General features: G+C 36.5%; 22 protein-coding genes. 16 read left to right on the forward strand and 6 right to left on the reverse strand.

Annotated elements, in window-relative coordinates; all coding sequences use genetic code 11:
- Positions 1-7: 7 nt before the first annotated feature.
- Entirely contained in the window at positions 8-1,471 is a 1,464-nt protein-coding gene (locus AB9K26_RS08505) for a sigma 54-interacting transcriptional regulator (RefSeq protein WP_369972130.1), read from the reverse strand.
- Position 1,472: 1 nt separating this feature from the next.
- Positions 1,473-2,600: a VWA domain-containing protein gene (locus AB9K26_RS08510; RefSeq protein WP_369972131.1), complete on the reverse strand. Its 1,128-nt coding sequence runs from the start codon at positions 2,598-2,600 to the stop codon at positions 1,473-1,475.
- Between the two features lie 116 nt (positions 2,601-2,716).
- Here AB9K26_RS08510 and AB9K26_RS08515 point away from each other — a divergent pair, with 116 nt between their 5' ends.
- Positions 2,717-5,944, forward strand: coding sequence for a WD40/YVTN/BNR-like repeat-containing protein (locus AB9K26_RS08515; protein ID WP_369972132.1), 3,228 nt, complete (start codon positions 2,717-2,719; stop codon positions 5,942-5,944).
- Positions 5,945-5,993: 49 nt separating this feature from the next.
- Here the strand turns inward: AB9K26_RS08515 and AB9K26_RS08520 are convergent, their stop codons facing one another.
- Positions 5,994-6,671: a Crp/Fnr family transcriptional regulator gene (locus AB9K26_RS08520; protein WP_369972133.1), complete on the reverse strand. Its 678-nt coding sequence runs from the start codon at positions 6,669-6,671 to the stop codon at positions 5,994-5,996.
- A gap of 108 nt (positions 6,672-6,779) precedes the next feature.
- On the opposite strand from AB9K26_RS08520, the gene AB9K26_RS08525 reads away from it, so the two are divergent.
- The 11 genes from AB9K26_RS08525 (at position 6,780) to AB9K26_RS08575 (ending at position 18,339) form a co-directional block, all read left to right on the forward strand.
- On the forward strand, positions 6,780-9,158 hold the full coding sequence (locus AB9K26_RS08525; RefSeq protein WP_369972134.1) for a heavy metal translocating P-type ATPase: 2,379 nt from the start codon (positions 6,780-6,782) through the stop codon (positions 9,156-9,158).
- Entirely contained in the window at positions 9,155-10,519 is a 1,365-nt protein-coding gene (hemN, locus tag AB9K26_RS08530) for an oxygen-independent coproporphyrinogen III oxidase (RefSeq protein WP_369972135.1), read from the forward strand. Before AB9K26_RS08525 ends, hemN begins: the two co-directional genes overlap by 4 nt.
- A 76-nt stretch (positions 10,520-10,595) precedes the next feature.
- Entirely contained in the window at positions 10,596-10,784 is a 189-nt protein-coding gene (gene ccoS / locus AB9K26_RS08535; RefSeq protein WP_369972136.1) for a cbb3-type cytochrome oxidase assembly protein CcoS, read from the forward strand.
- A gap of 6 nt (positions 10,785-10,790) precedes the next feature.
- Positions 10,791-12,980, forward strand: a complete 2,190-nt coding sequence (gene ccoN, locus AB9K26_RS08540; RefSeq protein WP_369972137.1) for a cytochrome-c oxidase, cbb3-type subunit I — start codon at positions 10,791-10,793, stop codon at positions 12,978-12,980.
- Between the two features lie 6 nt (positions 12,981-12,986).
- Positions 12,987-13,172, forward strand: a complete 186-nt coding sequence (locus AB9K26_RS08545; protein ID WP_369972138.1) for a CcoQ/FixQ family Cbb3-type cytochrome c oxidase assembly chaperone — start codon at positions 12,987-12,989, stop codon at positions 13,170-13,172.
- The gene (locus tag AB9K26_RS08550) at positions 13,169-14,134 is read left to right on the forward strand and encodes a cbb3-type cytochrome c oxidase N-terminal domain-containing protein (protein ID WP_369972139.1); all 966 of its coding nucleotides are present in this window, start codon (positions 13,169-13,171) and stop codon (positions 14,132-14,134) included. Before AB9K26_RS08545 ends, AB9K26_RS08550 begins: the two co-directional genes overlap by 4 nt.
- Positions 14,135-14,196: 62 nt before the next feature.
- On the forward strand, positions 14,197-15,621 hold the full coding sequence (gene ccoG, locus AB9K26_RS08555; RefSeq protein WP_369972140.1) for a cytochrome c oxidase accessory protein CcoG: 1,425 nt from the start codon (positions 14,197-14,199) through the stop codon (positions 15,619-15,621).
- Between the two features lie 212 nt (positions 15,622-15,833).
- Positions 15,834-16,274 carry a FixH family protein gene (locus AB9K26_RS08560; protein WP_369972141.1) on the forward strand — a complete coding sequence of 147 codons (441 nt, stop codon included), beginning with the start codon at positions 15,834-15,836 and terminating at the stop codon, positions 16,272-16,274.
- The gene (locus AB9K26_RS08565; protein WP_369972142.1) at positions 16,275-16,976 is read left to right on the forward strand and encodes a sulfite exporter TauE/SafE family protein; all 702 of its coding nucleotides are present in this window, start codon (positions 16,275-16,277) and stop codon (positions 16,974-16,976) included.
- A gap of 71 nt (positions 16,977-17,047) precedes the next feature.
- On the forward strand, positions 17,048-17,878 hold the full coding sequence (locus AB9K26_RS08570; protein ID WP_369972143.1) for a universal stress protein: 831 nt from the start codon (positions 17,048-17,050) through the stop codon (positions 17,876-17,878).
- 11 nt (positions 17,879-17,889) lie between these two features.
- Complete coding sequence (locus tag AB9K26_RS08575; RefSeq protein ID WP_369972144.1) at positions 17,890-18,339, forward strand: pyridoxamine 5'-phosphate oxidase family protein; 450 nt, start codon at positions 17,890-17,892, stop codon at positions 18,337-18,339.
- Positions 18,340-18,342: 3 nt separating this feature from the next.
- On the opposite strand, the gene AB9K26_RS08580 is transcribed toward AB9K26_RS08575, so the two are convergent.
- Complete coding sequence (locus AB9K26_RS08580; protein ID WP_369972145.1) at positions 18,343-19,503, reverse strand: succinylglutamate desuccinylase/aspartoacylase family protein; 1,161 nt, start codon at positions 19,501-19,503, stop codon at positions 18,343-18,345.
- Positions 19,503-21,371 carry a CBS domain-containing protein gene (locus AB9K26_RS08585; RefSeq protein ID WP_369972146.1) on the reverse strand — a complete coding sequence of 623 codons (1,869 nt, stop codon included), beginning with the start codon at positions 21,369-21,371 and terminating at the stop codon, positions 19,503-19,505. Before AB9K26_RS08585 ends, AB9K26_RS08580 begins: the two co-directional genes overlap by 1 nt.
- A gap of 117 nt (positions 21,372-21,488) precedes the next feature.
- Here AB9K26_RS08585 and AB9K26_RS08590 point away from each other — a divergent pair, with 117 nt between their 5' ends.
- Positions 21,489-21,908: a CBS domain-containing protein gene (locus AB9K26_RS08590; RefSeq protein WP_369972147.1), complete on the forward strand. Its 420-nt coding sequence runs from the start codon at positions 21,489-21,491 to the stop codon at positions 21,906-21,908.
- Between the two features lie 75 nt (positions 21,909-21,983).
- On the opposite strand, the gene AB9K26_RS08595 is transcribed toward AB9K26_RS08590, so the two are convergent.
- Positions 21,984-22,817, reverse strand: a complete 834-nt coding sequence (locus AB9K26_RS08595; protein WP_369972148.1) for a universal stress protein — start codon at positions 22,815-22,817, stop codon at positions 21,984-21,986.
- Between the two features lie 206 nt (positions 22,818-23,023).
- Between AB9K26_RS08595 and AB9K26_RS08600 the strand changes: the two genes are divergently transcribed.
- The 3 genes from AB9K26_RS08600 (at position 23,024) to AB9K26_RS08610 (ending at position 25,079) form a co-directional block, all read left to right on the forward strand.
- A complete protein-coding gene (locus AB9K26_RS08600) occupies positions 23,024-23,653 on the forward strand; it encodes a superoxide dismutase family protein (protein ID WP_369972149.1) in 630 nt (209 codons plus the stop codon).
- Positions 23,654-23,746: 93 nt separating this feature from the next.
- Positions 23,747-24,277 (forward strand): RNA polymerase sigma factor, encoded by a 531-nt coding sequence (locus tag AB9K26_RS08605; RefSeq protein ID WP_369972150.1) that lies wholly within the window; start codon positions 23,747-23,749, stop codon positions 24,275-24,277.
- A gap of 1 nt (position 24,278) precedes the next feature.
- A complete protein-coding gene (locus tag AB9K26_RS08610) occupies positions 24,279-25,079 on the forward strand; it encodes an anti-sigma factor domain-containing protein (RefSeq protein WP_369972151.1) in 801 nt (266 codons plus the stop codon).
- Positions 25,080-25,186: the final 107 nt, after the last annotated feature.

Below are 25,186 nucleotides of genomic sequence, written 5' to 3' on the forward strand. Positions count from 1 at the left end.
AATTCAGTTACAGTCCGCTAATAAAGGTTCCGTAAGGGTCTTTAAACTGAATACCTTCCGTAAATCTGAATTTGTTCAATTGTTTAAATTCGACCAAAGCCCAAAGCACAAATTCCTTAACAAAATAACTTTCTTCCTTTTTTAATTTTGGTTGGTATGTTCCCAATAAATCATCTAATGGCGAAATAGCATCCAATAGGCTCTGGTATTCTTTGTCTCTTAAATCGTCTAAAATCTCAAAGCCTTCAGACTGATTGAAAAACCACGACACAATATCATCATAAGGCGTTTCATCGTCTTCTTTCTTTAACTTTTCAATCTTCGGAAAAAACTCAGGGAATAAACTTTTAACCGCTTCACCTAATAAATTATAAGCAACTACAGAGGCTCCTTCCTGTTCACCTTCATACACCAATTCCACTTTACCAGTAATAGCAGGAATCACACCTAAAAAATCGCCTAATCGTACCATGGTTTGTTTGTCGCCATTCAATAAAGCACGGCGTTCAGCTGTGCTCATTAAATTTTCAAGAGCTGTGATACTTAACCGCGCACTTACACCACTTTTGGCATCTATATAATCACTTTCTCTAGCTTCAAATACAATTTGCTCTAATAAATCCCTCGCCAAATCTGGAACGATAACGGTTTCCTTTTGGTTCTTATCTAAATTGGCTTCCTGTTCTGTAATCAATCTAGCGGTTTCAATATCAACAGGATAATGTGTGAGTATCTGACTTCCGATACGATCTTTTAAAGGCGTAACGATACTTCCTCTGTTTGTGTAGTCTTCGGGATTGGCCGTAAACACAAATTGTACATCCAATGGTAATCGCAATTTGAATCCGCGAATCTGTATATCGCCTTCCTGAAGAATGTTAAATAAAGCCACTTGAATTCGCGCTTGTAAATCGGGCAACTCATTAATTACAAAAATACAGCGATTGGCTCTCGGAATCATCCCGTAATGAATCACGCGATCGTCAGCATAACTCAATTTGAGATTAGCTGCTTTGATTGGGTCTACATCTCCTATAAGATCTGCTACAGTCACATCTGGAGTTGCCAACTTTTCAGAAAACCTTTCACTGCGATGTAACCAGGCAATTGGAGTCTCGTCTCCCTTTTCAGAAATGAGTGTTTTGGCATATCTAGAAATAGGTTGAAATGGATCATCATTGATTTCTGAACCCTCAACATAAGGAATATACTCATCCAATAAATTCAACATTAATCGCGCTAGTCGTGTTTTGGCCTGACCTCTTAAACCTAAGAAGTTAATATTATGTCTTGATAAAATGGCACGTTCCAACTCTGGAATCACTGTGTTTTCATAGCCATGCACGCCTTGAAAAACAGTTTCCCTTGCTTTTATTTTTGCAATCAGATTATCTCTCAATTCATCTTTAATAGATTTCGACTGGTAACCTGCTTTCTTTAAATCGCCTAAAGTTTTTATGTTTTCTATCATTTTATCCTTTGATTCGTTTTATTCTATTGTTTTCATAATCTTCAAATATCATTTCACCTAAACCTTTCAATCCAGTGTAAAACGCTTTGCCTTTGTTGGCTTGGGTAAACTCCTGTACAAATTTCATTAAATACGGATCTTGAGCAATCATAAATGTCGTGATTGGAATATGTAGTTTCCTAGCTTGTTGCGCCATAGCATAACATTTATTGGTAATGTAAGGATTGAGTCCAACACTATCCTTATAATATTGTCCATCAGGTAAACGCAAACAACTCGGTTTTCCATCGGTAATCATAAAAATTTGCTTGTTGGTATTTCGCTTTCTTCGAAGTAAATCCATCGCCAACTCAAGTCCAGCTACAGTGTTGGTGTGATAAGGTCCAACTTTCAGATAGGGCAAATCCTTGATTTCTATTGGCCAAGCATCATTTCCAAAAACAATAATATCCAAGGTGTCTTTTGGGTAACGAGTTGTAATCAATTCTGCCAATGCCATTGCTACACGTTTTGCTGGTGTGATGCGATCTTCACCATAAAGAATCATGCTATGACTGATATCGATCATCAAAACCGTACTCATTTGAGCCTTATGATGGGTTTCTTCAACCACCAAATCGTCTTCAGTTAAATTGAAAGCTCCAATACCATGATTAATCTGAGCGTTACGTAAGCTTTCTGTCATTGAGACTTTATCTAAGGAATCCCCAAACTGATAATCCCTAAAGTCACCTGTATGCTCATCGCCAAAACCAGTGGTTTTACTTCTATGGTTACCTCGACCACTATGTTTGATTTTACCAAAAATATGCTCTAAAGCTTGTTGACGAATCGCACGTTCAGTTTTGGCTGTAATTACCATGCCTCCATTTCCATCAGAATCGATGTCTTCTTTGATATACCCTTTTTTCTTTAATTCCTCTATAAAATCTTCTATCGTATAGTCTTCAGTAGTCAAATTGTATTCCTCATCAAGTTGTCGAAGCCAATCTATAGCTTCATCAAAATCTCCAGAGGTATATGTGATGAGCTCTTTAAATATTTCAAAGAGTTTTTCAAAAGGAGATTGTTCTGGAGCTTCATACGATTTAAAAATAAAGCCTTTTCTATAATTGGACTGTGATTTCATAGCATTATAAAAATAATATTTTTTGATTTGACTGTAAATAGCATTAACATCTATTTTAGATATCCAATGATAAGTTTTGTTTATCTTTAGAACTCTTAAAAACTAATTAACTACAAATGAAAAAACTTTACCCTCTTTTGATGCTTTTTGCATCATTTTCAATATTTGCCCAAGAAATTTCAATGGATTTAATCAAAAACATGACACCAAGAAACATTGGTCCTGGCGGCATGTCTGGACGTGTAACCGCTATTGATGTGGTTCACAATAACACAGATATTATGTATGTTGGAACGGCTTCTGGTGGACTTTGGAAATCGACTTCAGGTGGCATAAAATGGTCTCCTGTTTTCGATAATGAAGTAACCGCTTCTATTGGTGCTGTGGCAATTCAACAATCCAATCCAAGTGTAATATGGGTAGGAACTGGCGAAGGTAATCCTAGAAACAGTCTGAATGGCGGTTATGGCATTTATAAATCGCTTGACGCTGGGAAAAGTTGGAAGCTAATGGGCTTGGAACAAACAAGACACATACATCGTGTTATTGTTGACCCTACTAATCCCGATGTGGTTTATGTAGCTGCAATTGGTTCTCCTTGGGGTATACATCCCGAACGCGGTGTTTATAAAACGACTGATGGTGGTCTGACTTGGAAGAAAATCCTTTTTGCCAACAACAAGACTGGAGCAGCTGATTTGGTGATGGACCCTACTAATCCGAACAAACTTATAGCAGCACTTTGGGAACACAAACGTGATCCTTGGTTTTTTAAATCTGGTGGTGAAGGCTCTGGACTACACATAACTCATGATGGTGGAAAGACTTGGAAAAAAATCACTGATAAAGAGGGCTTTCCTAAAGGAGAGTTAGGTCGTATTGGAATCGCTATTGCAAAGAATAAACCCAATATTGTTTATGCGTTGGTTGAAGCCAAAAAAAATGCACTTTACAGAAGTGAGGATGGTGGTATGACATGGCAAAATATCAATTCCAAAAGCGACATTGGCAATCGTCCTTTTTATTACTCTGAAATTTATGTGGACCCTCAAAATGAAAATCGCGTGTATTCCATATATACATATGTGAATGTTTCTGAGGATGGAGGAAAAAACTTCAAGCAACTTATGCCTGCTTATGGCGTAAGCAATGGAGTGCATCCAGATCATCATGCTTGGTGGATTCATCCTAAAAATGGCGCCTTTATGATTGATGGAAACGATGGAGGCATGAATATCACCAAAGATGGTGGTAAGTCATGGCGTTTTATTGGCAACCTGCCAGTAGCGCAGTTTTATCACATTAATGTAGATAACGACATTCCTTACAATGTCTATGGAGGTATGCAAGACAATGGCTCTTGGCGTGGACCAGCTTACACATGGCGAGTTCAAGGTATTAGAAACAGCTACTGGCAAGAGATTAGTTTTGGTGACGGATTTGATGTCGTTCCCGATAAAGATGATTCTCGCTTTGGATGGTCTATGAGCCAACAAGGGTATGTGAGTCGCTACGATTGGCAAACGGGAAACAATTATACGGTTAGACCAACGCATCCTGATCCGGAAGTCGAATTGCGTTTTAACTGGAATGCAGCTATAAACATAGATCCTTTTGATAATAATACACTTTACTTTGGAAGTCAGTTTGTACACAAATCGACTGATAAAGGTGACACATGGACCGTCATTTCTCCTGATCTTACCACCAATGATCCTGAAAAACTAAAACAAAACGAAAGTGGTGGCTTAACCATGGATGCTACTGGAGCCGAAAATCATTGTACCATTCTAGTTATCGAACCATCTCCTGTGGAGCAAAACATGTTTTGGGTTGGTACCGATGATGGTCGAGTACACTATACTCAAAATGGTGGACAAAGCTATACTGAAGTCACCAAAAACATTAAGGGCTTACCACAAGGCAGTTGGATTCCTCAAATTAAAGCTTCCAATAAAAATAAAGGAGAAGCACTTCTTATTGCCAATGATTACAGACGCTTTAACTATACACCATATGCCTACAGAACCATAAACTACGGCAAAACATGGGAGCGTATTGTAGATACTGATGACGTAGAAAGTTACACCTTGTCTATTGTAGAAGACCCAATAGAGAAAAACTTAATGTTTTTGGGAACAGATGATGGCTTGTATATTTCGATTAACGCTGGCACAAATTGGACCAAATGGACCAATGGTTTTCCAACGGTTTCCGTGAAAGACTTAGTCATCCATCCAAGAGAACATGATTTAATCATTGGTACCTTTGGTCGTGCTGCCTGGGTTTTGGATGATATTCGTCCGTTACGTGCTATGGCTAAAGACAAAAACGTAGTAAATCAAAAACTAGAACTTTTTGAACCTCCAACTGCTTACCAAGCAGCTTATCAGCAACCAACCGGAAGTCGCTTTGGTGCCGATGCGATGTATCATGGAGAAAATAGAGGTTATGGTGCACGATTCTCCTACTTTGTTAAAATTGATGCCATGAAAAAGGAAGACAAGGCAAAAGAGGACAAAGACAAGGATGAAGACAATGAAGACAATGAAGACAAAGAAACTGAAATAAAAGATGCAGAAGTTACATGGGATTCCTTATATCTTAAAATTTATGATGGAGAACGTTTGATTAGAACGTTGAAACAAAAAGCTCCAGATTCCACAGGTGTTTATAAATGGACATGGAACATGGATGAAGCTGGTGTAGATAGAGCATCCAGACGTATCAGAAATCGAGATTGGGAACCGAGTGGTGTTTCAGTAAAACCAGGAACATACAAAGCGGTACTTCATTTTGGCGATCAAACTTCAGAAGAAATGATTACGGTAAAAAGTGACCCTAGATTAAAGGTTTCAACACAAAATATCAATGAAGTCTATGCAGCCTCAAAACAGATTGAAGCTATGCAAGCTACTGTTGCAGATGCGGTCAAGCAATTGGTTGAAAGCAAGGATATTGCCAATGCATTCAAATCGGAATTGTCTAAATTAGACAAGGATAAATATAAAGACGACATCAACGCTTCGAAAGACATTGTCAAAAAAATAGATAGTTTGATTGACATTTATCTTGGTAAAGTCGATAAGCGCCAAGGCATTACAAACTCGTCCGAAGTTACTGTAAATGATCGTATTGGAACAGCTAATTGGTATGTTGGTTCCAGACAAAACGGAATTACCGAAACAGAAAAAACATTATTATTACATGCCGAAGAAGCTGTAAAGGACGCACTAAACAAAACAAATGCGTTTTTTAATGAATCTTGGAGCGCTTATAAAACCAAAATGGAAGCCATTGAAGTATCAAGATTTAAAGACACCAAAACATTCAGTCTGGATTAGTGAAATAAATAATGATACAGAAAAAGCCCTATCGACGATAGGGCTTTTTTTATTCCATTTGCTTTAAACCATTAAGGTCTATAATCTTAATCTGTTTACCATGTGTAGAAATTAGATCCTCTTTCTTGAATTGGGATAGAATTCTAATTGCAGATTCCGTAGCAGTTCCAACCACATTGGCATAATCTTCTCTTGATAAAATAACACTCAAATAACCATCATCATCAACTCCAAAACTTTCATGGATGTACACTAAAATATCTGCAAGACGTTGCTTTACGGATTTTTGTGCCATATTAACAATAATATTGTCTGAATCCTTGAGGTCTTTTGCCATTTGTTTCAATACATCCAATGAGAAATCTGTATTCTTTTTCAAATCATTAATAATCTCATTTTTTGGTATAAAGCAGACCTCCATATCATTAAGTGCAGTTGCTGTTAGGTTTGAGGTTTCCTCTCGTATAATAGAATTCTTACCTAACAAATCGCCTTTCACAACCAGTTTAATAATCTGGTCCTTACCATTGGCACTCAATTTGGAAAGTTTACAGATACCTTCCTTAATACAATAGACACCATTTATAGTATCACCTTCTTCAAAAATGACATCGCCTTTTTTGATTTCCTTTGAAGTTTTGCATCCAGAAATACGTATTAACTCATCCTTTGTCAAAGCTTTAAGCGAGTTAAACTCCCTTATTATGCATTGTTCACATTTACTCATACCTAGTAAAAAAATCGTTGTTCAAATTTAATAAAAGCATGACAAATATCATATTTTATTATGGCTTTTAATGTAACCTTTGTCACAGGTATAAATGAGCAAATTAATATGGAGCAGACAATATGTTTCCATTGTGGTGACGATTGTGGTACAAACGTTATCACTTATAACGACAAACCGTTTTGTTGCAATGGTTGTAAAACGGTTTATGAAATCTTTTCTGAGAACGATCTCACGTGTTACTACGATCTACAGGAGTCGCCTGGAGCTATTCCAAAGGAAATCGAAGGTAAGTACGACTTTCTATCACAAGACAATATTATTGATAAGCTTACGGAATTTAATGACGGACAAACACAAATTGCTACGCTTTATATTCCTCATATCCATTGCAGTTCCTGTATATGGATTTTAGAAAACCTCAACAAGCTCAATCCCAATATTACAAGTTCTCAAGTCAATTTTGGTAAGAAAACCGTTCGTGTGACTTATAAAGCTGAAGCTTGTTCATTAAAGGACGTAGTGCTACTATTAAGTTCCATTGGTTACGAGCCTTATATTTCTCTTGACGATTTTAAAACCGGAAAACAGAACGTCAACAGGAGTTTGATCTACAAGTTAGGTGTTGCTGGATTTGCCTTTGGAAATGTGATGTTCCTTTCCTTTCCCGAATACTTTGAAATTGGTGAGTATTGGTTAGAACAATACAAGCCACTATTTCGTTGGTTGATGTTTACCTATTCCTTACCTGTGGTGTTTTATGCTGGACAAGATTATTTCGTATCGGCCTACAAAGGGTTGAAATCAAAACTGCTCAATATTGATGTACCTATTGCACTTGGAATTGCAGTTCTATTTTTGAGAAGTACTGTCGATATTGCGTTTGACTTAGGCTCTGGATTTTTTGATAGCCTTACTGGTTTGGTATTCTTTTTATTACTCGGAAAGTTCTTTCAGCAAAAAACGTACACTTTCCTATCCTTTGAACGTGATTACAAATCCTATTTCCCAATTGCCATCACAAAAATTGATAACAATAAGACAGAAACACCTATCCAGGTTTACGATATCAAAAAAGGAGATCGTCTATTGATACGAAATGAAGAGTTGATTCCAGTGGATGGTATCTTAATAAACGGAAAAGCTAAAATTGATTACAGTTTTGTCACTGGTGAATCTGAAGCGGTTAGAAAATCATCTGGCGATAAACTCTTTGCAGGAGGTAAGCAAACTTCTGGAGTGATTGAAATGGAAGCCATAAATTCTGTTGAGCAAAGTTATCTTACACAACTTTGGAGTAATGATGTGTTTTCTAAAAACAAGGAAGATGGTTTCCGAAATTTAACCAATACCATTAGCAAACGCTTTACCATTGTAGTGCTTAGCATTGCCTTTATTGCTACAGCCTACTGGTTGTTTGTAGACCCTTCCAAAGCTATGAATGTCTTTACAGCTGTACTTATAATTGCTTGTCCGTGTGCCATTGCTTTATCAGCGCCTTTTACTTTTGGTAACTTGTTGCGCATCTTCGGAAAACTTAAGTTTTATGTCAAAAATGCTTCTGTCATTGAACAATTAGCTTCTATAAACACTATTATTTTCGACAAAACCGGAACCATTACCTCTAATAGAAAAAGTACGGCTAATTATGAAGGTATTGCCTTAACAGCTTCCGAAGAAGAACTCTTGAAAAACACACTCCGAGGTTCTAACCATCCTTTAAGTAGGAGTTTGTATGATATTTTAGATGAACACAACATCATTCCTCTAAACCATTTTGAAGAACATTTAGGTAAAGGTATTGAAGCTTCGTATAATAATGAACAAATCAAAATCGGTTCTGCCAGTTTTGTTGGTGCTCAAGAATCTTCCGTTTTAAATACAACTGTGCATGTTAGCACCAATAATACCTATAAAGGAAAGTTTACTTTTTACAATAGCTATAGAAAAGGCTTGTCTAAATTGTTCAACCGATTAAAACCAGATTACGATTTGGTAATTCTTTCAGGAGACAATGAAGGCGAAGAAGAAAATTTAAAAAAACTATTGCCTTCAAAAACTAAATTGATTTTTAATCAAAAACCTGATGACAAACTGGAATACATCAAGTATCATCAATCGGAAGGTGCAAAAGTACTGATGGTTGGTGATGGCTTGAATGATGCAGGTGCTTTAGCTCAAAGTGATGTTGGGATCGCTATTTCAGAAAATGTCAATGTCTTTTCTCCTGCTTGTGATGCAATTTTAGATGCGACAAAATTCAAACAACTTTATGAGTTTATAAAAGCTTCAAAAGGTGCCATTTCTATCATTAAATGGAGCTTTGTCTTATCATTTATCTACAACACCATTGGTTTATATTTTGCAGTCACAGGTCAGTTAGCTCCAGTGATAGCTGCCATTTTAATGCCATTAAGTTCTATCAGCATCGTAGTATTTACAACCATTGCTACTAATGTTTTAGGAAGAAAATTATCTAAAGTATGACTGCAAATCTGATTCAAAAATACAACGTTCCTGGTCCGAGATATACAAGTTATCCAACCGTTCCGTTTTGGGATGAATCCAAATTCACTAAAGACAAATGGATTGAAACCTTTCAAAAATCCTTTATTGAAAGTAATTCAGATCAAGGTATTAGTATATATATTCATTTACCGTTTTGCGAAAGCTTGTGCACATTTTGCGCTTGCCACAAGCATATTACCAAAAGGCATTCTGTTGAAGATCCTTACATCGCAACGGTTTTAAAGGAATGGAAGCTGTACTTGAATTTAATGGAGAAGAAACCCATCATCAAGGAAATCCATTTAGGTGGTGGAACACCAACGTTTTTTTCTGCTGAGAATTTGGAAAAGTTGATGCTCGGACTTCTAAAAGATGCCGATTTACATGACAAATATGAATTTAGTTTTGAAGGTCATCCAAACAATACAACAAAAGAACAATTGCAAACTCTTTACAATCTAGGTTTTACAAGAGTTAGTTTTGGCATTCAAGACTATGATGCTAAAGTTCAAGAGGCCATTCATAGAGTACAGTCATTTGAACAGGTGAAAAAGGTGACCGAATGGTCTCGAGAGATTGGTTATACCTCTATTAGTCATGACCTTATTTTTGGGTTACCATTTCAAACCTTGGAAACAATGTCTGATAGCATAAACAAAACCAAAGCCTTAAAACCCGATCGCATTTCATTTTACAGTTATGCGCATGTGCCTTGGGTTAAAGGTGTTGGACAACGCGGATTTGACGAAGCGGATTTACCTAAAGGTGATCAAAAAAGAGCCTTGTATGATATGGGCAAACAACAGTTGATGGATTTGGGTTACGAAGAAATCGGTATGGATCATTTTGCTTTAAAAAATGATGCCTTGTACCGAGCAACGATTGATAAAACCTTACACCGAAATTTTATGGGTTATACCACCAACACGACCCAATTAATGGTAGGCTTAGGAATGTCTGCTATTAGTGACAGTTGGTATGGATTTTCGCAAAATGTCAAAACCGTAAAGGCATATGAAAACCTAGTCAATTCTGGTGAGATTCCAGTATTAAGAGGGCATATTTTAACCGAAGAAGACATTGTAATCAGACAACATATTTTAAATATCATGTGTCATTTGGAAACCTCGTGGGAAGACCAAAACTTAAAATTCTCAAAATTGAATTCGGTTTTATCAGCTTTAAAAGAAACGGAAAAAGATGGATTGATTGTGGTTGATAAAACTAATTTAATCGTGAGGGAAGAAGCCAAACCTTTCATTAGAAATATATGCATGGCCTTTGATTTAAGGCTTCATGAAAGTCGACCAGAAACCCAAGTATTTTCAATGACCATTTAATTTTTTTCAAACATGACAAAAATCATATTATGTGCTGCTAAATCAGAGTATTTTTGAACCATAACTTCAAGTAGGTATGAGCGTTATATATATTTTATTGAGTGTGAGCATTGTAGTAGCTGTCATTTTTTTTGTGGCCTTTATTGTGGCTGTAAGAAATGGACAGTACGATGATAGTTACACACCATCTGTACGAATGCTTTTTGAAGATGAACTCGTCAAGAAGCAACAAAAACCATCTATTAAATCAAATAAGACTAATTAAATTATTATGGAAGTTCAACAGTTTCATTACGATAACAAAATCGTTAAAAATTTCCTCTATGCAACGATGCTTTGGGGAGTTGTAGGAATGTTGGTAGGTCTACTACTGGCATTTATGTTTTTATTCCCTAACCTAACAGATGGATATTCCTGGTTGAGTTTTGGTCGATTAAGACCGTTACACACCAACGCTGTTATCTTTGCCTTTGTAGGTAATGCCATTTTTGCGGGTGTGTACTATTCGTCTCAGCGTTTGCTAAAAGCCAGAATGTTTAGCGACCTTTTGAGTAAAATAAATTTCTGGGGTTGGCAGTTAATTATCGTTGGAGCTGCAATCACACTTCCGTTAGGATATACAACATCTAAAGAATATGCTGAATTGGAATGGCCTTTCGATATTGCCATTGCTTTGGTTTGGGTGGTCTTTGGTTGGAACCTCATTGGAACCATCTTAAAGCGTAGACAACGTCACTTATACGTTGCGCTTTGGTTCTACATCGCAACTTTTGTAACCGTTGCTGTACTTCATATTTTTAACAGTTTAGAACTTCCTGTTAATGGATTAAAAAGTTATTCGGTTTATGCAGGTGTACAAGATGCCTTGGTACAATGGTGGTATGGCCATAATGCAGTAGCATTTTTCTTGACCACACCTTTTTTAGGGTTGATGTACTACTTTGTTCCAAAAGCTGCTAACAGACCTGTGTATTCATATCGATTATCTATCGTACACTTTTGGTCTTTAATCTTTATTTACATTTGGGCTGGACCACACCACTTATTATATACAGCACTTCCTGAATGGGCACAAAACTTGGGTGTGACGTTTTCTGTCATGTTATTGATGCCATCTTGGGGAGGTATGATCAACGGACTCTTAACACTGCGTGGTGCTTGGGATAAAGTTCGAACCGATCCTGTTCTAAAATTTATGGTTGTGGCTATTACAGGTTATGGTATGGCTACCTTTGAAGGGCCAACACTTTCCCTTAAAAACGTCAATGCGATTGCACACTTTACCGATTGGATTATTGCCCACGTGCACGTTGGAGCTTTAGCGTGGAATGGCTTCTTGACCTTTGGTATGATTTACTATCTCGTACCTAGACTCTTTAAAACAAAACTCTACTCTGTTGGCATGGCAAACCTCCACTTCTGGATTGGTACTTTAGGTATCATCATGTATGCGTTGCCAATGTATGTTGCAGGATTTACCCAAGCCAGTATGTGGAAACAATTTAATCCTGATGGCACCTTGGTTTACGGTAACTTCTTGGAAACAGTTTCTGAAATCATCCCTATGTATTGGATGCGTGCTATTGGAGGTACGCTATTCATAACGGGTATGCTCATCATGGTTTACAACATTATCGTAACCATTTCCAAAGGAAGCAAGGTTACAGACGAATTGGCTGAAGCACCAGCTTTACAACGTGTCTCTAAAAGACGTGTTGCTGGTGAAGGTTGGCATACTTGGTTAGAGCGTAAGCCAATCAAATTAACCATATATGCCACTATTGCAATCTTGATTGGTGGTATTGTACAAATTGTGCCTACCATTATGGTGAAATCCAATATACCAACAATTAGCAGTGTAGAACCTTATACACCTCTTGAGTTAGAAGGTCGTGATATTTATATTAGAGAAGGCTGCGTAAGTTGTCACTCTCAAATGATCAGACCTTTTAGAAGTGAAGTTGAGCGTTATGGTGAATACTCCAAAGCTGGAGAATACGTTTACGACCATCCATTCCTTTGGGGAAGTAAACGTACTGGACCAGATCTACATCGTGTAGGAGGTAAGTATTCCGATAACTGGCACCTCAACCATATGTATGATCCACAAAGTACGTCTTCTGGTTCTATCATGCCAGCTTATCAATGGCTAATTAGAAATGAGCTAGATAAAACTCAGACTGAAGCCAAGATGAGAACGATGGTAAAACTTGGTGTTCCTTATTCCGAAGAAGACATTGCCAATGCACAACAGTCGATGGCAGAACAAGGTACGCAAATTGAAAAGAACCTGTATTCTGATCCTGACTTTGCGGAAACCTATGAAGCTGATAAAAAAGCAGGAGGAGCTGATTTTGTTGAGATGCGCAATCGTGAAATTGTAGCCATTATTGCTTATCTACAGCGATTAGGAACCGATATTAAGGTTAAGGATAACGAAGTTTCATCAACACAAAACTAATTTGTCATGCTAAAATTTGTAAAAAACCATATGGAAACCATTACAGGAGTTGAGATATATCCTGTGATTTCCTTACTAATATTTTTCAGTTTTTTCGTCATCCTATTCTGGTGGGTAATAACTGCAAAAAAAGACTATATCAATAAGGTGAGTAACCTTCCGTTAGACAACCAAAATACAACTGAATTATGAGAAATTTTATTCCATCTTGGATAAGAGTACCTGTCGTATTCTTTATAATCATGGGTATTGTTGAATACGCCATAGATTCTGGTGACAAGCCAGCATTTATCAAGGAACCAATGGTGCTTTTATTCTTAGTATTAGTTTTACTGATTATCCTTGCGGTTGAAGGTATTGTATCATCCATCAAAAATGTACTTTACCAAAGTTTGGATGAGGAAGCAAAAGCCCGATTTGACACTCAAAAATCACAACCTTCAAAGCTTGTAGCATGGGTTAACGACACCTATGAAAAGCTCAAAGGTGGCAAACCTATGGAGGAAGAACATGAGATTATTCTTGACCATAATTATGATGGCATCAAGGAGCTTGACAATAATCTTCCGCCATGGTGGCTTTACGGTTTCTACGCGTCGATTGTTTTTGCAGCTATTTACTTGGTGCGATTCCATATTTTCAATGGTGAAAATCAATTTGAAGAATTAGAGGCGAGTTTGGCTCAAGCAAAAATTGAGATTGAAGAATACAAAAAAACAGCAAAAGATCTTGTAGATTTTAATACGGTACAAGTGCTTACTGATGCCAATGACCTAAAGGCTGGAAAAGCCATTTTTGAAACCAACTGCGTCGCTTGTCACAAAGCTGATGGTGGTGGCGGTATTGGTCCGAATCTTACCGATCAACATTGGATTCTTGGTGGTGGTATCAAAAACGTTTTTAAAACTATTTCTGAAGGTGGTCGAGATGGTAAAGGTATGGTAGCTTGGAAACAAAGTTTGAAACCATCTGAAATGGCTCAGGTTGCGAGTTATGTTTTACAATTCCAAGGCACTACTCCAGCTGAACCAAAAGCTGCAGAAGGTGACATTTGGGTTGCAGAAGATGCACCTGCTGAAGACATTCCAACAGAAGCCATGGAAATCAAAACAGATTCGGTTATTAAAGTGGAAACAACCGATATTATCAACTAAAAACCATACTGTAAAAAGTCACATTACCAGCCAACACCAAACCTTAATTTAAAAATGTAATTGTGAATACAGAGGACAACGAAAAGTTTAGAGATTCCATTGGAACCATAACTGATGAAGGTAAACGTGCTTGGGTGTATCCAAAAAAACCAAGTGGCAGGTATTATGATAAAAGAAAACTGGTAAGTTATATCTTATTAGCATTTCTCTTTGCAGCACCATTTGTAAAAATCAATGGCAACCAATTCTTGATGTTCAACGTCTTGGAACGTCGTTTTAACATCTTCGGTTTCCCATTTTGGCCACAGGATTTTCACCTGTTCGTCATCTCAATGATTATTGGCGTGGTATTCATCACATTGTTTACAGTAGGTTTTGGGCGTATTTTCTGTGGCTGGATTTGTCCGCAAACCATTTTCATGGAAATGGTCTTTAGACGTATCGAGTATTGGATTGATGGAGATCGAAATAAACAACGTAAGCTCGATCGTCAAAAATGGGATGCTGAAAAGATTAGAAAACGGCTTTTGAAATGGACCATTTTCTTGATCATCTCCTTTTTGATTGCGAATATTTTCCTAGCGTATCTCATTGGAAGCGATAAACTGTTGAGATATATTAGTGATGGTCCTATGGAGCATCTAGGAACTTTGTTCCCATTAATCATCTTTACAGGTGTGTTTTATTTCATTTTTGCCTGGTTTAGAGAACAGGTTTGCATCATTGCTTGTCCGTATGGACGATTACAAGGTGTGTTATTAGACAACAAATCGATTGTTGTAGCCTATGATCATAAACGTGGTGAAGGTGAAAACGGAAGAAAGAAATTTAGAAAGAATGAAGATCGTGAGGCTTTAGGCCATGGCGACTGTATTGATTGCCTGCAGTGTGTACATGTGTGTCCGACAGGTATTGACATTAGAAACGGAACACAATTGGAATGTGTAAACTGTACGGCTTGTATTGATGAGTGTGATACCATTATGGAAAGCATCAATCTCCCTAAAGGTTTGATTCGTTATGCTAGTGAGGAGAATATTGAAAAGAAAAAGAAATTTGAGTTTTCGCCTCGATTGAAAGGTTACACAGCCGTTTTAATTATTTTGATTGGTGTGTTGATTGGTATGCTTTTATTACGTAATGATGTTGAAGCTAGAGTGTTAAGATTACCGGGACAACTCTATGAGCACAAAGGTGAGACTATGATTAGTAATGTATTTACCTATAAACTGATCAATAAGACCACAGAGAAAATTGAGGATGTCAATTTTAAGCTTCGAAAAATGGAAGGCACCATCAAATTGGTATCGAATACTGGTGAGATTGAAGTACCTGAACAAGGACTGGCTGAAGGCACGCTGTTCATAGAAATTGATCAAAAGGATTTAAAAAGCGACAAGGTGAAGTTAATGATTGACGTCTACAGTGGCGACAAATTAATCGAAAACACAACAGTCAACTTTTTAGGTCCGAGAAGTTACAACTAAGAGTAATGAGATATGAGTAGTGAGATAGATGCCAATGGAAAGATGTACGTATATCATTTAACTTTTGTTGCAAAACAAATAATAAAATAAACCGCATTAAGGATTGAGGTATTGTTGGAGCTCTTTTTGTAACACAAAAAAGCGACTACCGAAAGCCTGACACACAGAAGCAGAGCTGATGTGTGAATGCCAAAAAAGATAAGACTATGAAAATGAATTGGGGAACCGGAATTGTTTTAGCCTTTATTGGATTTATATGCTTTATCCTGTACTTCGTTATCACAATGCATACCGATAAAAAGCTAGATCATGATCTGGTTAATGAAAACTATTACAAAGCGGAGTTGGAATATCAAAACGATATTGAAAAAGAGAAAAACTCCAAAGCTTTAGATACTGATATTTCTTGGAAACGCACCATTGATGGTTTGGTGATCCAGTTTCCTGAAAACTTTGAACCTAAATTTATTGAGGGAAAAGTGTTCCTATATAGACCATCTAACAAACAAGTAGACTTTGAAAGCTCAATTTCTCTGTCTGACCACAATTTGCTCATACCTGACAAACGTTTGTTGGATGGTCGTTGGAACATTAAAATCGATTGGCAATATAAAGGAAAATCGTATCTATACAAAAAGGAAATCGTGTACTAGATGTTATGGTCTGCAGTCATATTTGGTTTATTGGGAAGTTTTCACTGCGTAGGCATGTGTGGCCCAATTGCCTTTATGCTTCCAGTAGATCGCAGTAATTCGTTTAGAAAAGTCACTCAGATTACAACCTATCACTTAGGACGATTGTTGGCCTATGCCTTGATTGGACTGTTCTTCGGACTAATAGGAAAAAGCCTTTATATTTTTGGCATCCAACAACAATTATCGATTGCTATCGGCATCTTGATGATTGTTGTCGTTCTGATTCCTGCAACAACCTTCAACAAATACAATTTTTCAAAACCCTTGTATCGTATCATTTCCAAGGTGAAATCGGCTTTAGGACAAGCCCTTAAAAAGAAATCGGCTGACACTTTATTGACCATCGGATTTTTAAACGGATTTTTACCTTGTGGACTGGTGTACATGGCCGTTTTTGCTTCCTTGGCTATGGCAAGTGCTTTAGAAAGCAGTTTGTATATGGTATTGTTTGGTCTTGGAACGATTCCATTGATGACGACAGCGATCTATCTTGGTAAATTTCTAAACACCTCTATGAAACAACGCATTCAAAAAGCGATTCCTGTTGCCGTTGTGATTATCGGTTTATTATTCATTCTTAGAGGCTTAGGCTTAGGTATTCCTTACCTCTCTCCTGCTCCTATCGCAGATATGGCATCTAGTGCCATTGAGTGTCATTAAGCTATATAAATGACTTTCGTCATGGTTTTTCTTGAAAGAATTGTGTAACTTTAAGTAATTACATCATTCTTATGAAACGTATATTACTTCTTACCGATTTTTCTGATAGCGCCATGAATGCGGTGCATTATACCTTGCAGTTTTTTGAGACACAGGAATGTACATTCTACTTAATGAATGTTCATAAGGCTGGTACTTTTATCTCTGATGATTTGGTAATGGCATCCAATCAAAGTATTTATGATTCCTTAACTAAAAAGCCCAAAGAAAACCTTGAATTGATTGTTTCTGAAATTACTAACCGTTATCAAAACAAGAAACATCATTTTGAGACTATCATCGATTTTGATGTCTTTACAGATGCCGTGAATCAAGCCATTAAAGTAAACGATATAGATTTGGTGGTAATCGGTTCCAATGGAGCTACTGGTGCCAAGGAAATTATATTTGGAAGCAATACGCTTAATGTGATCAGAAATGTACTATGCAAAACATTGGTAGTTCCAAACGGTTATACATACAAAGCTATTTCCAACTTTTTGTTACCGCTCCAAGTAGATGATGATTTTCATGAAAACCAGCTTAAAACCGTACATGATTTTGTTGAGAATTATGATTTGAATTTCCATATTCTTCGTGTTTGCAATTCAGCTGAAGCTGAGAAGCATACAAAGTTTGATTTGACACATTTGGAAAACTACAACTGTACATACTCAGTAGAAAAACACAAATCGTTTTATGACGCCGTCATTCATTATATTGAAGCGAATACCATTGATATGACTGGCTTAATTGTACACGATAAAGGATTTATTAAACGCTTGCTTACCGAATCGCCAGCAGTAGAACTGAGCAAGGTCATTATATTGCCGCTAATGATCTTCCATAGCCTAAACAACTAAAGTATAGTATCATGATTAAAAGTTTAGACAGACAGGATTGCGAGCTTATTTTAAAGCAAAATTACATTGGTCATTTGGCCTACATTTATCGCGATAGACCATTTGTAATCCCAATTACCTATTATTTCAGTGATAACAGGATTATTTGTTATTCAGGTGAAGGACATAAAATTGATGCTATGCGAAAACATGCACCTGTCGCTTTAGAAGTTTCAGACATCACCACCATTAACCATTGGCAATCGATTGCTGTTCATGGCAGTTATGAGGAATTTGAAGGCAGTAATGCAAAGGCATTGCTCCATGAATTTTCATTAGGTGTTAAGGAAGTTATATTGAACAAAGAACATCGTGACCTTAGCTTTATCAGCGAATTTTCAGCTAAAATTGAAAAGAATGATATTCCAATTGTATTTGTTATCAATATTGAAGAAATGACAGGGAAAATGCGTCGAAAATAACAACTATAAAAAAGGAGATACTTTCCTATCGCGTTTTATAAAATGTACTTTATCACCAACAATCACTTTCTTTCTGTAACCGAACAAATGGAAAATCTTAGTAGTTAAGAACAGAGCAATCTTTCTATTAGCAATTAATCCGTAAGGATTGTCTGGATGCTTTGATATTCCTGGTAACAATCTAAGAAACTGATGGAATTTCAGGCTTCGAAGCACAGAAGACAAGACCAACCAAAATTTAGACAACCGCTTCACAATAAAAAATCCATCCTCACCTTGTTTTTGATACAATGGCATAAAAATCAAACCATTAAACGGACTCGTCACTTTACTGATGCCATCATTAGCTAAAAGCTGATGTTTAAAAACGTGATTAAAATTTTCATAGCCAGGTTTCATCTTAAACTGATTGGAATCTGAAAGTGAGTGCCTGTAAATGATTTCATAGAATCCACGCTCAATCTGTAACCGCTTGTTGAGTTCCTTGTAATCAAAATCAGACTTAGATACCAATCCGATTTTTTCCATCATCAACCAAATAAAAGCCTCACAATAATGCACAGATTTCTCATCATCGTGCTGACCAGCTTCAAAACCAATAGACACATGACCAAACTCATTGATATATGATAGCAATGGTCCGTCAAGATACTCTTCAATCCCCAAGACAATTGGTACATTAAATTTTTTGGCTATGTTTCTATTATTGAGCGAATCACTGATGGTCATGAAAGGAACGGTTGGTGAAGAGGTCGTATGCAAATCGACAAAAACAAAATTACCTGTATGGTTTTCGCAAATGGATTTTATAGTTGTGTAAAGCTCCTTTTGTTCTCGTTGTTCCTCAAATTCATAATAATCATCATCGCTTAAAGACAAAATTTCCTCTTTGGTCCATAATCGATTCAAATCAAAATCCTGATAGCGCACATGATGTTTAAGAGCATTCATATTACCAATCAAAGCGTAGAAATTACCTTTACATGTGATATCATTAACGATCATATCAGAAATGACTTTTTGCATACCATAAATACCTGCAGGTTCATTACCATGGATACCACCAATACATATCAAGGTAATTCCTTCCTTACTATTGCTTTGATTGTAAAAAATGCGCTTATTGATAATTTCAGTTTTTGGTTTAGTAACTTCGCTAATCATTATTCGATATTTATTTTTTCTAAATCTGTTGCGGTTAAAATCCCAACAAGTTCATCATGGTCAACAATTGGCAGACATCGAATGGCATGACTGTTCATTAAGGTTTCAGCCTCATCAATGGTCATATCTGGATGTCCAATCTTGATGTCTTTACTCATAAGATCTTCTGCAGAATAGTCATCAAACTTGTCGATACCTTTGATATCTTTTGCTGAAATGATTCCAACGATTTTGTTATGGTCGTTGATAACCGGAATATGATGAATATGCTTCCACTCCATCACATTTCTTATAAGTCTGATAGAATCATTTTCATCAACTGTAAAAATTTGGGTTGACATAATTTTATGCACCTTATCGTTTGAGCTCGCATCCAATCGTTCTAAAGGTTGTGCTAGCTCCCACTCATGAACAGGGATATTGGCCTGCTGGTTTTTATACATATAATGGGTTAGTAAAATATTGGCTTCAGCTCGAGATACGGTTTCCTGTAAAAATCGACTACTTCTTACCAACCATTTGCTACCTGTGGTATTTCTGTCTATACGCTCAGTAATAATTCCTAAGTATTGGTCGACATCATTACGATCAACATTTGCCTTAAGCAAACCTTCACGCGCCATTGGGAGAAGTATTTTTCGGACCAACTTTTTTGCCGATATTCCTTTTCCAAACCAATTGAAGTATGTATCTAGTCCTGTTCTTGCGGCTTTAATAAAATTGCCTTTAGCATCTTTGAAGGCCATGCGTTTCCAAATAGATTTACAATCGTCTGGCATGCCTAGCATGAGTCCGACCCAAAACATGGCATTCGCCACCTCATCCTTAATACTAGGACCAGCAGGAATATATCTATTCTCAATTCTTAAGTGGGCAATATTGTTGTGCACACCATAGCACACACGATTCCATTTATAAAGCGTACCGTTATGTAAACCAATAGCTTTTAAATCAGGCTTAATTCCTTTCTTTAAATCTGAAATAGGATCGTTATCTTCAAAATCTGACGTTACCAAAGGTGCGTATCGAGCGACATCATCTGTAAAGACCTCTAATATAGAATCTCTTGCCCAGTCATTTCCAAAGCTCACTCGAGCCTTTTGTTCTCGTAACAAATGTGATTTATTTCTCAGGTCAATACTTTGTTGAAAGAGCGCAATTCGGGTTTCGCTCCACAGTTCCCTTCCCAATAACAATGGTGAGTTAGTCATTAAGGACAATACTGGTCCAGCAATGGCTTGAGCCCAATTGTATTGATCTATGATATCTTCTAAATCAATTTGTAAATGGACTTGAAAACTGGTATTGCAAGCTTCAAACAAAATAGACTCATGGTCGAGAATCAACTCATCAACACCTCTTACGCGAACTCTAAAATCATCTCCTCTAACTTTGCGCATGACATCATTAAGAACCTTGTAGCGCTGATAAGGTGTCATGTTCTCAAACACCAAATCGGTACGCTTAAAAGTTGGCAAGATTCCGGTGAGAATAATTTTATTTTCCTCGATAGCATTAGCTGCACTTTTGGCTTTTTTTAGTAACTGTGTTAAGTCCTTTTCCAACTTTGAAAAACATTTTCCTTTTAATTTTAACGGATCTAAGTTGGCTTCAAGATTGAACAATCCCAGTTCTGTGGTAAAATGTTTATCGTTAATGAGCTCAAGAATTTTTAGTGCATTAAATGAAGGTCTATAGGATTTATTTACAATACATAGTTCTTGTTCGGCACCAATACGTTGGATCCCTTTTTCAAAAGCATCCGACTTGATCATCATATCTAGCGCTTCAATATCATTCAACAGATGATATATGAATTGCCTTCGTTGAGATCGACTTGATATTGGTTGTACAGATTGCGAGCCCATAATACAATTGTAATCTTCTCAAAATTAGATTTTTAATGTGGCATTTTTTATGATAATTATCATAGTATTCAGGATAAGTTATCGGTAACTTTAGTAATGAATTTAAAAACTAACGCCATGAGAACTATAGTACCTGTGTCTGAAATTATGACCAAAAATATTATCGCTTTGAATCGCAGTGACGATTTAGAAAGTGCTGAACGATTGTTCAAACGACATCACATTAGACATATTCCAGTTGTTTCTGGAGATATCGTCATAGGAATGCTAAGTTATACCGATTTGCTACGTATCAGTTTTGCAGATGCTGTTGGTGATGATGAATCTGAAGTAGATACCGTAGTTTACAATATGTTTACTATAGATCAAGTCATGACCAAAAATGTAGTTACAGTGACTTCAAATACCGATATAAAAGAAGTAGCAAAGATCATTACAAGTAATGACTTTCATGCCTTACCAGTTGTTGAAAATGGAGATCTAGTAGGAATCGTCACAACTACTGATCTTATTAACTACCTAATTAAACAATTATGATATGACTTGTAATGCATAAAAAAAGAGTTAGATAATATTTCTAACTCTTTTTTGTTTTGTGACATCAATAACTGCTTAAATTTTAAAAGTAATTACTGGTAACATAGCATGGTTTGCAATATCCTCACCAATACTTCCACTAAAGAAATGTGCAATACCCTTACGTCCATGTGTTGGTACTGCTATTAAATCAGCTCCTGTTAAATTGGCAAAATTAATTACACCTTCTTCTACAGTATAATCTGATATATAATGAATGTCATTAATTTTATTCAAGTTGCCATCAGCTTTTTCCAAGAAATGTGCTACAGCTGATTCCATTTCGGAAGAACTCTTGAAGCGTTCTCCTGGTAAATTGACATAAAGCAACTTTAACTTGGAATCGGATTTATCAAAAAATTGACAAGCCTTAAGATACGGCTGGATCATTTCCTCAGTAAAGTCACATGCAAAAACAACATTGTCAAAGGTGACATTTTCTGGTTTTTGCTTCACAACAAGTACAGGAATATTCGAATGTCTTACGACTTTTTCAGTATTAGATCCTACAAAAATTTCAGTGAGACCACTTGCGCCGTGAGATCCCATCACAATTAAATCTGCACTGTGATCATCAGCAACATCACTTACCTCACTAAATACTTTAAAATGCTTAACGATTGGTGTGACGTTTATTCCTTGTAAATAATCTTTTTGTAAGAACTCTTCAAATTTCTTTTCTGCCATTTTATAAAAGAAAACGGTTTGTGCATTTTGCTCATCATCTGAATCGATAAGAACATTATTGGCCATTTCCAACATATGCAATGCCAAAATTTCTGCGTTGTTTTTTTTAGCTAGAACAGCCGCAGTTTCCAAGGCATATTCAGAATGTTCGGAAAAATCTAGAGGTACTATTATTTTATTCATGATTTAAGTTTAAATTGTTGCGGTTTCAATATAAGGCTTTATAGGTTACCAAAAAACTTATAAAGCTAACGTTCTTTAGTAAAGTTAGCGTATCTCCCTCAAAATTAAAATGATATTCATCATGTAATGATTTTAAATCATTTAAATTTTAACACCAATTAAATATTCATTATATTTCCTAGTGAAACCAAACACATAATTTGAATATGATAAAACAACGATTTTTAGGATTAGCGATTGTAGCATCCTGCTTAATTGTATCCTGTAAAAATGATAAGAAAGCGTCAGAAACTATTATAGAAGACACTAAAGAGGAAACAGTGGAAACGACTTCAGACACTAAAAAAATGGAGAACAAAGAAACACCAGCTTACTATTCAGAAAAGCGTAAACTGGTCATGACTCTCGAGTCCAAAAGTGACAGTAATGTAACTGGTAATGTTGTATTTACTCAAGAAGATGGTGTTGTCACCATGATAGCCGTAGTGGATGGTTTATCGCCAGGTGAACATGCTATCCATATACATGAAAAGGCAGATTGTTCTGCTAATGATGGTTCTTCTTCTGGAGGCCATTGGAATCCAACAGGTCAGCCACATGGGAAATGGGGTGATGACAAAGGGTATCACAAAGGCGACATTGGTAATTTAACCGCTAATGAAAATGGGCATGCCACTATCACAATGGTTACTGATCAATGGTGCATTGGCTGTGGAGATGATACTAAAGATATTACAGGAAAGGCCATTATTGTTCATCAAGGTACTGACGATTTTACATCACAACCTTCTGGCGCTGCTAGTGCTAGAGTTAGCTGCGGAGGAATTATCGAATAATATACCACCATTACATTTCAAGTTAAAATAGAGTCACAACTTTATTTGTGGCTCTTTTCTTTATATATTTACTACAACGAACACTGACACTTTATGCAACTAGACCAATTAGTTATTCAATTCCAAAATAAGGATGAAAAGGCTTTTGAAAGCCTATACCATATGTACAAGGATAGTATGCATGGAGTTATATTCAATATTGTTCGAGATCACGATATTGCTCAAGAGGTCCTTCAAGATGTCTTTATTAAAGCTTGGCATAATGCCTCAACCTATAACACATCTAAAGGACGCTTTTTCACCTGGATCTTAAATATTGCCAGAAATGCAGCTATAGATAAAACAAGATCTAAAGCGTTTAAGAATAGTAACAAGAACCTCAATGCGGATTTTTTCGTAGATATCATACACAGCAATGAAAACTTAGACAATAAAACCGATGCGATTGGCATCAAGAAATTTGTTGGCAAGTTGGCGAAAAAATGTAAAGAGGTGATTGAGCTCCTTTATTTTAAAGGATTCACCCAAAAAGAAGCCTCTGAAAGTTTAGATATGCCTATTGGAACAATCAAAACTAGAAATAGAAATTGTATCAAGGAATTGCGACAAATGTTAGTGAATTAAAATGGATATTAAAGCTTATATAGAAACTGGAATATTAGAGTTGTACGTCACAGGCCAACTTTCTGAAAAGGAAAATCAGGACGTCTATGACCTGATGCGACAACATCCTGAAATTTTACAGGAAGTACTTGAAATTGAAACCGCCTACATAAAACTTGGTGAAGCGGTTTCTCCTGGAGTAAGTGAACGTACCATGGCATTAATCAAGGAACAACTTGAATTTAACCCTGATGATGCAAAAGTAATTCCTATGCCTAGATCTAGAACCAAATGGTTTACTTATACAGGTTGGGCTGCAGCCCTTATTTTTGGCGCAGGTTTGTTATGGACAATCACTCAAAACAAACAATTGGAAGTACAACTATCTGATGCTGATATTGAAAACAGATATTTAGAGCAACAAATAGAGCAAGCTAAAACCGATTTAGCTTCCAAAGAACAACTATTCAATGTACTACGTGATCGCAATATAATTTCTGTACCACTAGGTGGTCAAGGGAATTTTGCAGATTCGTATGCTAAGGTATATTGGAACAAGGCCGACAATAGTATCTATTTAGATGCTCAAGGACTTCCTAATGCTCCTGAAGGTAAAGTTTGGCAAGTATGGTCGTTGACCTTAAATCCATTGACACCTACAAGTTTAGGAACCATTGATGATTTCAATGACGATGAAAACAAAATCTTTGAAATTGCTAATGCCAACGAAAGCGAGGCTTTTGGAATTACTTTAGAACCTGCTGGTGGTAGTGAATCTCCTACTATGGAGCAATTGTATACTTTAGGTGTCGTTACACCTTAAATTTCAAACAATATATGGTTTTGACTCTTCCCCTTAGTTAGGGCTAAAATAATATTTGTAAAAAGAAAGCACCTGTTGGGAATCCAACAAGTGCTTTCAACTAACAA

Origin of the sequence: Psychroserpens sp. XS_ASV72, from assembly GCF_041224425.1 — a bacterium.
GTDB lineage: Bacteria > Bacteroidota > Bacteroidia > Flavobacteriales > Flavobacteriaceae > Psychroserpens.

Coding starts and splice junctions, on each gene's coding strand:
- AB9K26_RS08575 (WP_369972144.1), top strand. CDS start 17,890: ATGATTAAAAGTTTAGACAGACAGGATTGCGAGCTTATTTTAAAGCAA.
- AB9K26_RS08580 (WP_369972145.1), bottom strand. CDS start 19,503: ATGATTAGCGAAGTTACTAAACCAAAAACTGAAATTATCAATAAGCGC.
- AB9K26_RS08545 (WP_369972138.1), top strand. CDS start 12,987: ATGCTAAAATTTGTAAAAAACCATATGGAAACCATTACAGGAGTTGAG.
- ccoS (WP_369972136.1), top strand. CDS start 10,596: ATGAGCGTTATATATATTTTATTGAGTGTGAGCATTGTAGTAGCTGTC.
- AB9K26_RS08585 (WP_369972146.1), bottom strand. CDS start 21,371: ATGGGCTCGCAATCTGTACAACCAATATCAAGTCGATCTCAACGAAGG.
- AB9K26_RS08560 (WP_369972141.1), top strand. CDS start 15,834: ATGAATTGGGGAACCGGAATTGTTTTAGCCTTTATTGGATTTATATGC.
- AB9K26_RS08550 (WP_369972139.1), top strand. CDS start 13,169: ATGAGAAATTTTATTCCATCTTGGATAAGAGTACCTGTCGTATTCTTT.
- ccoN (WP_369972137.1), top strand. CDS start 10,791: ATGGAAGTTCAACAGTTTCATTACGATAACAAAATCGTTAAAAATTTC.
- hemN (WP_369972135.1), top strand. CDS start 9,155: ATGACTGCAAATCTGATTCAAAAATACAACGTTCCTGGTCCGAGATAT.
- AB9K26_RS08510 (WP_369972131.1), bottom strand. CDS start 2,600: ATGAAATCACAGTCCAATTATAGAAAAGGCTTTATTTTTAAATCGTAT.
- AB9K26_RS08505 (WP_369972130.1), bottom strand. CDS start 1,471: ATGATAGAAAACATAAAAACTTTAGGCGATTTAAAGAAAGCAGGTTAC.
- AB9K26_RS08595 (WP_369972148.1), bottom strand. CDS start 22,817: ATGAATAAAATAATAGTACCTCTAGATTTTTCCGAACATTCTGAATAT.
- AB9K26_RS08570 (WP_369972143.1), top strand. CDS start 17,048: ATGAAACGTATATTACTTCTTACCGATTTTTCTGATAGCGCCATGAAT.
- AB9K26_RS08515 (WP_369972132.1), top strand. CDS start 2,717: ATGAAAAAACTTTACCCTCTTTTGATGCTTTTTGCATCATTTTCAATA.
- AB9K26_RS08610 (WP_369972151.1), top strand. CDS start 24,279: ATGGATATTAAAGCTTATATAGAAACTGGAATATTAGAGTTGTACGTC.
- AB9K26_RS08605 (WP_369972150.1), top strand. CDS start 23,747: ATGCAACTAGACCAATTAGTTATTCAATTCCAAAATAAGGATGAAAAG.
- AB9K26_RS08590 (WP_369972147.1), top strand. CDS start 21,489: ATGAGAACTATAGTACCTGTGTCTGAAATTATGACCAAAAATATTATC.
- AB9K26_RS08565 (WP_369972142.1), top strand. CDS start 16,275: ATGTTATGGTCTGCAGTCATATTTGGTTTATTGGGAAGTTTTCACTGC.
- AB9K26_RS08520 (WP_369972133.1), bottom strand. CDS start 6,671: ATGAGTAAATGTGAACAATGCATAATAAGGGAGTTTAACTCGCTTAAA.
- AB9K26_RS08525 (WP_369972134.1), top strand. CDS start 6,780: ATGGAGCAGACAATATGTTTCCATTGTGGTGACGATTGTGGTACAAAC.
- AB9K26_RS08600 (WP_369972149.1), top strand. CDS start 23,024: ATGATAAAACAACGATTTTTAGGATTAGCGATTGTAGCATCCTGCTTA.